General features: G+C 55.9%; 8 protein-coding genes and 1 pseudogene. 5 read left to right on the plus strand and 4 right to left on the minus strand.

Features of this window, described 5'->3' with window-relative positions:
- Together ACP97_RS08175 and ACP97_RS08180 are read left to right on the plus strand one after the other, a co-directional pair.
- A partial coding sequence (locus ACP97_RS08175; protein ID WP_049997352.1) for a cobyric acid synthase occupies positions 1 to 1,165 on the plus strand: 1,165 nt, incomplete at its 5' end.
- Positions 1,166 to 1,547: 382 nt separating this feature from the next.
- Complete coding sequence (locus ACP97_RS08180) at positions 1,548 to 2,291, plus strand: SDR family NAD(P)-dependent oxidoreductase (protein ID WP_049997353.1); 744 nt, start codon at positions 1,548 to 1,550, stop codon at positions 2,289 to 2,291.
- 128 nt (positions 2,292 to 2,419) lie between these two features.
- On the opposite strand, the gene thiC is transcribed toward ACP97_RS08180, so the two are convergent.
- Positions 2,420 to 3,865 carry a phosphomethylpyrimidine synthase ThiC gene (gene thiC, locus ACP97_RS08185; RefSeq protein ID WP_049997354.1) on the minus strand — a complete coding sequence of 482 codons (1,446 nt, stop codon included), beginning with the start codon at positions 3,863 to 3,865 and terminating at the stop codon, positions 2,420 to 2,422.
- Positions 3,866 to 4,075: 210 nt separating this feature from the next.
- Here thiC and ACP97_RS19060 point away from each other — a divergent pair.
- A pseudogene (locus tag ACP97_RS19060) lies at positions 4,076 to 4,222 on the plus strand (transcriptional regulator); the annotation flags it as partial.
- Here ACP97_RS19060 and ACP97_RS21270 read toward each other — a convergent pair.
- Both ACP97_RS21270 and ACP97_RS08190 read right to left on the minus strand, forming a co-directional pair.
- Positions 4,215 to 4,625 carry a recombinase family protein gene (locus ACP97_RS21270; RefSeq protein WP_202593584.1) on the minus strand — a complete coding sequence of 137 codons (411 nt, stop codon included), beginning with the start codon at positions 4,623 to 4,625 and terminating at the stop codon, positions 4,215 to 4,217. The pseudogene ACP97_RS19060 and the gene ACP97_RS21270 sit on opposite strands and share 8 nt — an antisense overlap.
- A 439-nt stretch (positions 4,626 to 5,064) precedes the next feature.
- Positions 5,065 to 5,580, minus strand: coding sequence for a 7-cyano-7-deazaguanine synthase (locus tag ACP97_RS08190; RefSeq protein WP_336884755.1), 516 nt, complete (start codon positions 5,578 to 5,580; stop codon positions 5,065 to 5,067).
- Positions 5,581 to 5,604: 24 nt separating this feature from the next.
- On the opposite strand from ACP97_RS08190, the gene ACP97_RS19070 reads away from it, so the two are divergent.
- Both ACP97_RS19070 and ACP97_RS08205 read left to right on the plus strand, forming a co-directional pair.
- A protein-coding gene (locus ACP97_RS19070; protein ID WP_154019981.1) for an IS630 family transposase occupies positions 5,605 to 6,626 on the plus strand; the annotation gives its coding sequence in 2 pieces (ribosomal slippage) (positions 5,605 to 6,121 and positions 6,121 to 6,626; 1,023 coding nt in all).
- Between the two features lie 566 nt (positions 6,627 to 7,192).
- Positions 7,193 to 7,717 (plus strand): helix-turn-helix domain-containing protein, encoded by a 525-nt coding sequence (locus tag ACP97_RS08205; protein WP_237561133.1) that lies wholly within the window; start codon positions 7,193 to 7,195, stop codon positions 7,715 to 7,717.
- A gap of 134 nt (positions 7,718 to 7,851) precedes the next feature.
- Here ACP97_RS08205 and ACP97_RS08210 read toward each other — a convergent pair.
- Positions 7,852 to 8,500, minus strand: a 649-nt coding sequence (locus ACP97_RS08210) for a DUF7436 family protein (RefSeq protein WP_049997358.1), incomplete at its 5' end; no start/stop codon positions are given.

The following is an 8,500-nucleotide window of genomic DNA, read 5'->3' on the forward strand; positions in this document are numbered from 1 at the left end:
ACATTGGGAGCGCGTCCGCAAATCCTCCGTAAAATCCTACGAACGGCTGGCGGAAGAAAACGACCTCATTATCGCCGAAGGGGCGGGAAGCATCGCCGAAATCAACCTTCACGATCGTGATTTGGCCAACGTCGAGACTGCAGAGTTTGCCGACGCATCGATCCTGCTTCTCGGCGACATCGAGCGCGGTGGCGTGTTCGCCAGCCTCTACGGAACGCTCGAACTCATGCCGGATGACCTACAAAACCGCGTTCGGGGCTGTGTCATTACGAAATTTCGCGGAGATAGCGCACTCCTTGACTCCGGTATCAAGGAACTGAAACGACGAACCGGCGTTCCAGTGGTCGGCGTGCTTCCCTATGACGACCCCGGATTACCCGAAGAAGACAGCCTTTCACTACCGCCCGACGACGAAAGCGCTGTCTTCGGTGACGAAGACAGCGTGCCACCGGCGGAGGCAGTGACCATCGGCGTCCCCCGCTTGCCGCACATCGCTAATTTCACCGACCTCGAACCACTGGCTCGCGTTCCCGGCGTTCGTGTCGCCTACGTTCCACTCCGTTCGAAACTCACAGAGGTCGACGCCGTCGTCATCCCTGGGACCAAGAACACCGTTGACGACCTGTTAGCGCTCAGAGACGCCGGGTTCGACGATGCCCTCGATGGGTTTTCTGGGCCAGTTATTGGCATTTGCGGCGGGTATCAGATGCTCGGGGAGCAGATAACGAACGCCGCTATCGAGGGCACCGGGGAGGGAGACACTGTTCGAGGATTCGATTTGCTCCCTGTCAAAACAAAATTCTCACAGGAAAAACAAGTTCGACAAGCGAGGGTAGCAGTCACAGGAACCGGTCCAATTGATGGTGTCACAGGAACTGTGTCAGGATTCGAAATTCACATGGGACGAACGACACACCTGACACCGCTTGATCGCCCTCTAGGGAATCGGAGTGCTGCAACCGAGTCGGTTCTTGGTACGTATTTACACGGCCTCTTCGAAAACGAAAGCATCTGTACTGCGTTTCTCGACTCAATATCTCAAACTACAGATGAGGGTTGTTCATCTTTACTAGGAGGAACGTCGAATTCACCATACACTGAGGCCGCAGAGTTGGCTCGCCAGATCGATCTGCCATGGTCTCCTTCCAAGATCAATAGTTACTAGTTCGCTCTTGTATAGACCGGCGGAATAACATAATAACAATGGACGTGCTGAAGTGAGAAACAGCCGCTAGCCACGGATACAGGCTATTCAACTAGCGAATCACTCGTCATCTCGCGGTTCCACTGTACGCTGTACTATAGAAGAGCGTGGCCAACAGTAGGTTTACCCCACCCGGTTTGATATGCATGCCCTAAAATTAGCATGTGGCATATCTTCATCGTTTGATTTACGGAAATCGTTGGACCTATCTCTGATGTCACCTTCTATCAGATTACTGTCGTGCATGCTTAAAATACAATTGTCTTCCACATGTCATATTTCAAGTAGTATGACTGAAGGCTTGTGAATAGGATTTTAGCCCATTGCTGTCCTACTGGGTGTCATGAGTGTTCTCGTGACCGGTGCAAGTCGTGGCATCGGCCGTTCAATCGCTCTCCACCTCGCAGAGACACACGATGTCGGGGTACAGTATCACACATCCGCCGACGCTGCTGCTACTGTCGTTGCCGAAGCCGAACAGAAGGGCGCAACAGCCGTCGATCTCCAGGCGGACGTGCGCGATTCAACTGCGGTTGACGACCTGCTCGCGGAAGCAGCCGATGCCCTCAGTGGTCTCGATGCGGTCGTCAACAACGCTGGAATAATCCGTCCGGCTCCCATTACCGACCTCTCTGACGAGGACTGGCAAGAGGTCATCGAGACGAACCTCACCGGAGCGTTCTACGTCGCTCGTGCTGCGGTGCCGTATCTTCGGGAAAACGACGAACCTGGTGGCGATATCATCAGTATTTCCAGTATCGGTGGGACCGGCGGCACTGTTGATACCAGCTACGCGGCGAGTAAAGCCGGCCTCCACGGTCTCACACGTGCGCTTGCTCGCGAAGTCGGGCCGGACAATATACAGGCCAACGCTATCGCGCCCGGACCGGTCACTACCGAGATGAACGACGAAATCGTCGCGTATCTCGAAGAGATCGAATTCCATGGCCATGAGAACATCGACACCCACCTCCCGACGTACGCCTGCGATCCAGCCGAAATAGCTGGAACGGTCGAGTATCTCCTCAAGAATCAGCATATCCACGGCGAAATCATCAATGTCAATGGTGGAATGCAATTCCAGTAGGAGCGTCGGTGGTGCGATGCGCCCGCCAGCGACTTATACTCCATCGAGGCACTCGCTCGCACCCGTCGACGATCCACGCCGTCGACCACCGTCGCGGATCACAACGGAAATCGAAGAAGGCGAGTCGATCAGTCGTCGGCGGGTTCGCCCTCACCGTGGGCCGCCGCGTCGATGTCGGGCAGTTCAGGAATGGCGCTCGTGTCGTGGGTGCCCACCGGTGGGAGGTTGACCGCTGCGGCCGGCGAGGCGTCGAGATCGACGCCCGTATCGAGCGCGTCCATCTCGCCGTCGGCGTCGCGGGCGTCTTGGTCGATCCGCATCGAACAGAACTCGACGCCACACATCGAGCAGAAACGCGCTTCCTTGTAGTTGTCACCTGGCAGTGTCTGGTCGTGCGAATTCCGGGCGCGATCGGGATCAAGCGCGAGATCGAATTGCTCGCGCCAGTCGAAATCGTACCTGGCCTGCGAGAGCGCGTCATCCCAGTCGCGCGCGCCAGGCAGCCCGTTGGCTACGTCGCCGGCGTGGGCCGCGATCCGGTAGGCCGCGAGCGCCTCGCGGACGTCCTCGGCGTCGGGCAGCCCGAGATGCTCCTTCGGGGTGACGTAACAGAGCATCGCCGCGCCCGCGCGGGCGGCCTCGGTCGCACCGATCGCGCTCGTGATGTGGTCGTAGCCCGGTGCGACGTCGGTCACGAGCGGCCCGAGCACATAGAACGGCGCGCCGTCACAGACCTCCTGCTGGCGCTCGACGTTGCCCCCGATCTGATCCATCGGCACGTGGCCCGGTCCCTCGACCATCACCTGGACGCCGTGATCCCACGCGGTCCGAGTGAGCTCGCCAAGCGTGTCGAGCTCCGCGAACTGGGCTTCGTCGCTCGCGTCCGCGAGGCTGCCCGGTCGGAGTCCATCGCCGAGACTGAACGTGACGTCGTGCTCGGCGAAGATCTTGCAAATTGCCTCGAACTCGGTGTACAGCGGGTTCTGCATCGCGTTCTCCTCCATCCACTGGGCGAGAATCGAGCCGCCGCGCGAGACGATCCCCGTCGTCCGGCCGTCAGTCAGCGGGAGGTGTTCCATCAGAACGCCGGCGTGGATCGTCATATAGTCGACGCCCTGTTCGGCCTGCTTTTCGATCACGTCAAGCAGCAGCTCGTGGGTGATCTCCTCGGGGCTTTCCGCGCGCTTGACCGCCTCGTAGATCGGGACCGTCCCGATCGGCACGGGCGAGTGCTCGACGTTCGCCTCGCGGATCGTGTCAAGTTCCTCGCCGGTGCTCAGATCCATCACCGTGTCCGCTCCGTAGTGGACCGATGCGTGGAGCTTCCTGAGTTCCTCGGTCCGGTCGCTCGTGGTCTCGCTGTTACCGATGTTGGCGTTGACCTTCGTCGAGAACTCGCGACCGATGATCATCGGGTCGAGTCCCTCGTGAGCATGGTTCGCGGGGATTACCGCCTCGCCCGTGGCGACCTGCTCGCGGACGAACTCCGTGTCGCGGTTCTCGCGCTCGGCGACGCGCTCGATCGCCGGCGTGACGATACCTTCGCGGGCGGACTGGATCTGTGTCTTTGCCATTAATAACCTAGTTATACTACTGGATTATAAAATTGGTGGCCACCGGCGACAATCGACGATAACTCGGAGTACGCCCGAGTGAGGACAAGGACGTTTATACGTCAGCGTAAGCCCTGTCGTCCAGCTGGCCGTCCCGCTCAACAACCAGGCACTTCGTCCGATGTTGGTCGAGGGGCACGATTTATGCACATTGTCGGCTGATAGAGTGGTATGTCATTACAACTTCTAAATGAGATCGTGGTCGAACGATTTCTGCCGACCGCTCGGGCAATGTTGGCGAGTGAACTCGACGAACGCGGATTCACTCAACAGGAAATCGCCGACCGGTTAGGTGTGACCCAAGCCGCAGTCAGCAAATCCCTCGGCGAAAACGCCATCGTCGGTGGTTGCCCGGATCGATTGTGGACGAGTGCCCAGTCATCATTGAGGTTGACCGCGCAGCCGAGTTCGACCGAGTGGATCGCGACACCAGCCCATCAACTTCGAGCAAGAGCCGCAAGCGTTCTTTCCGATCACGTGAGAGGTGCGAGAGGTTCGGGACAATAACTGTGTCTACAGTGCCGTCAGCGATGTGGTCACAAAGTGCAGTGTATTCTGGGCGATCGGTATCGAATCCAGAGCTACGTTTTCCCTCGTCGTAGACTCTGATCAGTTCGATCCCGTACTCAGTTGCGTAGTTCTCGACATCCCGGCGTTGCCGGGCAAGGGACTTCCCGTCCTGAGAAAGTCGGATGTAGCCGACGGCAGTATCAGTCCTCATCGTCGATCACCTGGAGTTCAAAGGTGTTGCCGAACTTGACCGATCACTCGAATCTCTTGCCGTCGAGGTTGAACCCTTCGACGAACTCGAGAGGGACCGTGGTCTTGTAGTGGCGGTCACCGGCTTTGTTGATGGCTGTTGTTGGCATCGATGATACGTACTATGAGTAGTACGGTATTTACTACTAATAGAGACGTATCAGAAAGGAGGTTTCTGAGACACTACCAATCGCCGGTAGGCGGCAACGAACTCGACAAGAATACGAGGAAGCACGACCTCGAACGCCGACCGAGCGTCGTGGTCATGACAATTTATTATACCATTACTAATTCCGAGCAGAAGTCAACTGGGAAGATTCGACATGATGACCCCGTGAAGCATAGACCGGAGTTAATTTCGCTACTGGCCGTGCATGAGCGATCTACCTAGCCGACCTCAGTTATAACGATTCAGTGGAGCCGAGTGGATCGGAGATAGCTGCCTTTTCGAACGCTTCCTCCCGTTCGATACATGCAGGACATTCTCCACAGGGTTCTCCACTTTCGTCGTTGTAGCAACTGAATGTAACTTTCCAGTCGATCCCTAAGCGTTCGCCAAGTTTCAGTACCTCCGGCTTTGAGTGGTCGATAATCGGTGTACTGATTCGAATCATGTGTTGGTCGGTCGATCGGTTGATCGCATTTTCAGCGGCTTCAAGAAACGTTGGTCGACAGTCAGGATAATCTTCTCCGTCATTTTGTTGAGCTCCATGATAGAGAACGATGTCTTCGCCAGTCACAGAGTTGTGCTCGGCGACCGCAGCAGCAGTCGTGAGGAAATGGAGATTCCGTTGGGGAACGTAGCCGACGCTGTGATCATCGTCGGTCGTACGCTCGCGATCGTATTCTTTGTCCTCGATGGTTCCTTCGGCAAACTCGCTGAACACTGCTCGATATACTGGCGGCCAAAAATTCACGTAGCTTCGGCTATTGGTGATGGTATGGCGGCTCTCGAAACCGTCTCCGCTGAAGACCTCCGCCAAGTTCTGGCGGAGGTCGACGATGCTGACGCTACACAGCGTCTGATGGCGGCGATCACGTTCAAGGAAATCGACGATCTAACCCAAGGAGAGGCCGCCGAACTCTACGGATTTTCCAGTACTTGGGCCTCGAAATGGTTCAACCGTCTCGAACGGCTCAGCGACGAGCCGTTCGAGGACGTCGTCTATGACGAACCTCGATCCGGTCGACCATCAAAACTCACCGAATCAGAACATCGGCGGTTCGTGGATGACCTCCACGAACTGCCTGAGGAAGCTGGTTTCGACGCGCGTGCGTGGACGGTTCCGCTTGCCCAGCAGTATCTCGACCAGGAGTTCGACGTGCAGTACTCTGATCGTCATGTCCGACGGCTGATGACTGAGGCCGGGCTGTCACGACAGACAGCCCGGCCGCAGTACGTCGATGCCGACGAACGTGCTCAAGAAGCGTTCCGCGAAGGTTTCAAAAAAAGCTCGCCGATCTGGACGACGAGTACACAGTCGTAGCAATTGATCAGACTCGTCAGGAGCTGGCGAACCTCGTCTATGCGTGGTTTCCTGAAGGAGAGCGCCCGACACTGCCGGTGTCGGGCGCGTGGGAGAGTCTGAAATTGTTGGGCGGAATCACCGATGATGGAGAGACGTTCTATCTTCCGTGCAAGGACAACTTCACGAGCGATCTCACGGTTCGGTTACTGGATACACTCCAGACCGAGTTCGGCGAAAAACTTTGCGTCGTGCTGGACAACGCACCGTATTTTGCAGCGAACAAGGTCCAAGAGTTCGCCGAAGACACGCCTCTCGAACTCTGTTACCTGCCGCGGGGTTCACCGGAGCTGAACCCCGCGGAGGAGTGCTGGCATCAACTCAGCCAACGTCTCGGTAATCAGCTCTTCGAAGAACTCGACGAACTTCGTGACGCTGCTCTCACCGCGCTCGACTCCATTGAACCGCCGAATCTATCCCCGTATTTGTGTCCGTGAGTATAGTAACTCTCGGTGGATTGATGCTGACGGCGGTGTTTGGAATCGCTGCAGGATGGGTCGCTACCCGCTCGGCTGGGGAAACCATCGACGGGTATCAGCTGTAGCAGCTACACGCTATCCTGAGAAGACACGTGGAAACTGGTGTGTGCTTGGCTCTCGTCTGGTTGCAGGCTGTCATCGAAGGTAGTGCTCATACACTCGTTAGCGGTTTCAGTTCGGGATATTGCGATCGAGAGTCTTTCTGAATGGTCGTGTGTCGTTCGATTGGATTCAGCATGTCCTTCATGACTGATCGATCTATTGTATCATCGGTGGTTGGTATTCGATAGTATAGTCAGAGGACATCATCTGGCACCCAGTTGGCTTCCCACTGGGGCGGGCGTGGACCGGGGATTGAATTCGCTTGGTCTCTCAGCTCTCCAACAGTAAACCACGGATGACAGCGGCCAGATCGCTCGAAATCACGGAAGAAGCTGTGATGAACCCAACTGTATGATGCTGGAATATCGTCTGCTTGCTCACGTTGTCGGATCGTTTCTTTGATCTCTCCGTGCGTAATGCTGATGTCGTGGTTCGAGGCACAGCGCGAGATTCACGAGCTATTGTCTCAGGAAACCCGTCACCATATCCTTCAGGCAATTCTGGGTCATCCAGCTCACCTGTTGTCGTTGACGGAGTTGGGCTACTATATTCAGAAGAGCGAATCCGCGATCCTCGACCAGCTCGACGTACTGAGCAATCAGGAGCTCATCACGACGTACATTGCTGAGGGGAACGAAAGCAAACGGGATCAGCCGAGCAAGTTCTACGGTCTCACTGAACGGGGAATTGAGGTATTAGATGAGTTCAAATACCTGCGGGGGGTGCCAGTTCTCCGGGCTGTTCACGATAATACGGTCAAGCCTGAGCGGATTCAACGCCACGAGGATGCTCGTCGACCGGAACTGCCGGATGTAGTGGCTGATGCACTTGGATTCGACGAGGAGGTAGTGAACCTCGATGAATTCGAAGACACCACGAGTCAGACGGTTTTCGCGGATGAAGCTACTGATGAGGAATCTGGGACATTCGACGATCTATTTCTATAGCTGTATGTAGTCAGAAGTTGAGGTCACCCATCTCAGTGCATAGGGCTGGCTCTCGTATTTTGAATTAATCACTCTGTCCTATGTTCTTCCTCTATCCATGACTTTAACCGAATTAGGTGGTTTCACTCTCTGTTTTACTTAGCAAGGGGATCAGCAGTAGCCCAGAGTTGCTGGAAGTACTGCTCGAACTCAGCGACGACCTGTGAATCTTTGATCCCGACCACGCCAATCCGATCCTCACCTGACACTGGATGCGGAATGTCGATCGTCGTCTCTCCGGTATCGACTATATCAAAGGAGAGTGCAACCTCTGGAATCGATCTGATGGTGACGTCTGCTGATTGATTTCCAATCAGAGCGGGGAATCGGTCGGGGAGGACGGTAACTGCCTTTTCACTGAATATGAGGTTGATAGAAAGAGTTCCATTGGCCCCGTCGAAAAAGCCCTCCATTTCAGATTGGAGTGTTTCCCACGTCGCATTCTCGTAGGGTGCTCCAATAACCGCTTGGACGATGTCCTCCGCAGTTTGCATATGCTGCTGGAGCGCTGTACTCATTTCCTCACTTCCAAGCGACCCAAGCCAAAAACTACTCTCCGTCGGTGGTGTCGGTAGAAGATTCGAACGAACTGTTTCTGCTTTCTCGCGGTACCGGTCCCACTCCTGCTTCATCTCATACGCTCGCTCAGAGAGAAGCCTGTCGACGACGGATTCTGGCTGTACGGCAGCATACCGGTTTGGATCACTTGACTGCCGCCAAATCAGATTTCGAGCCTCGAGTCCG

This window comes from Halococcus sediminicola, assembly GCF_000755245.1.
GTDB lineage: Archaea > Halobacteriota > Halobacteria > Halobacteriales > Halococcaceae > Halococcus > Halococcus sediminicola.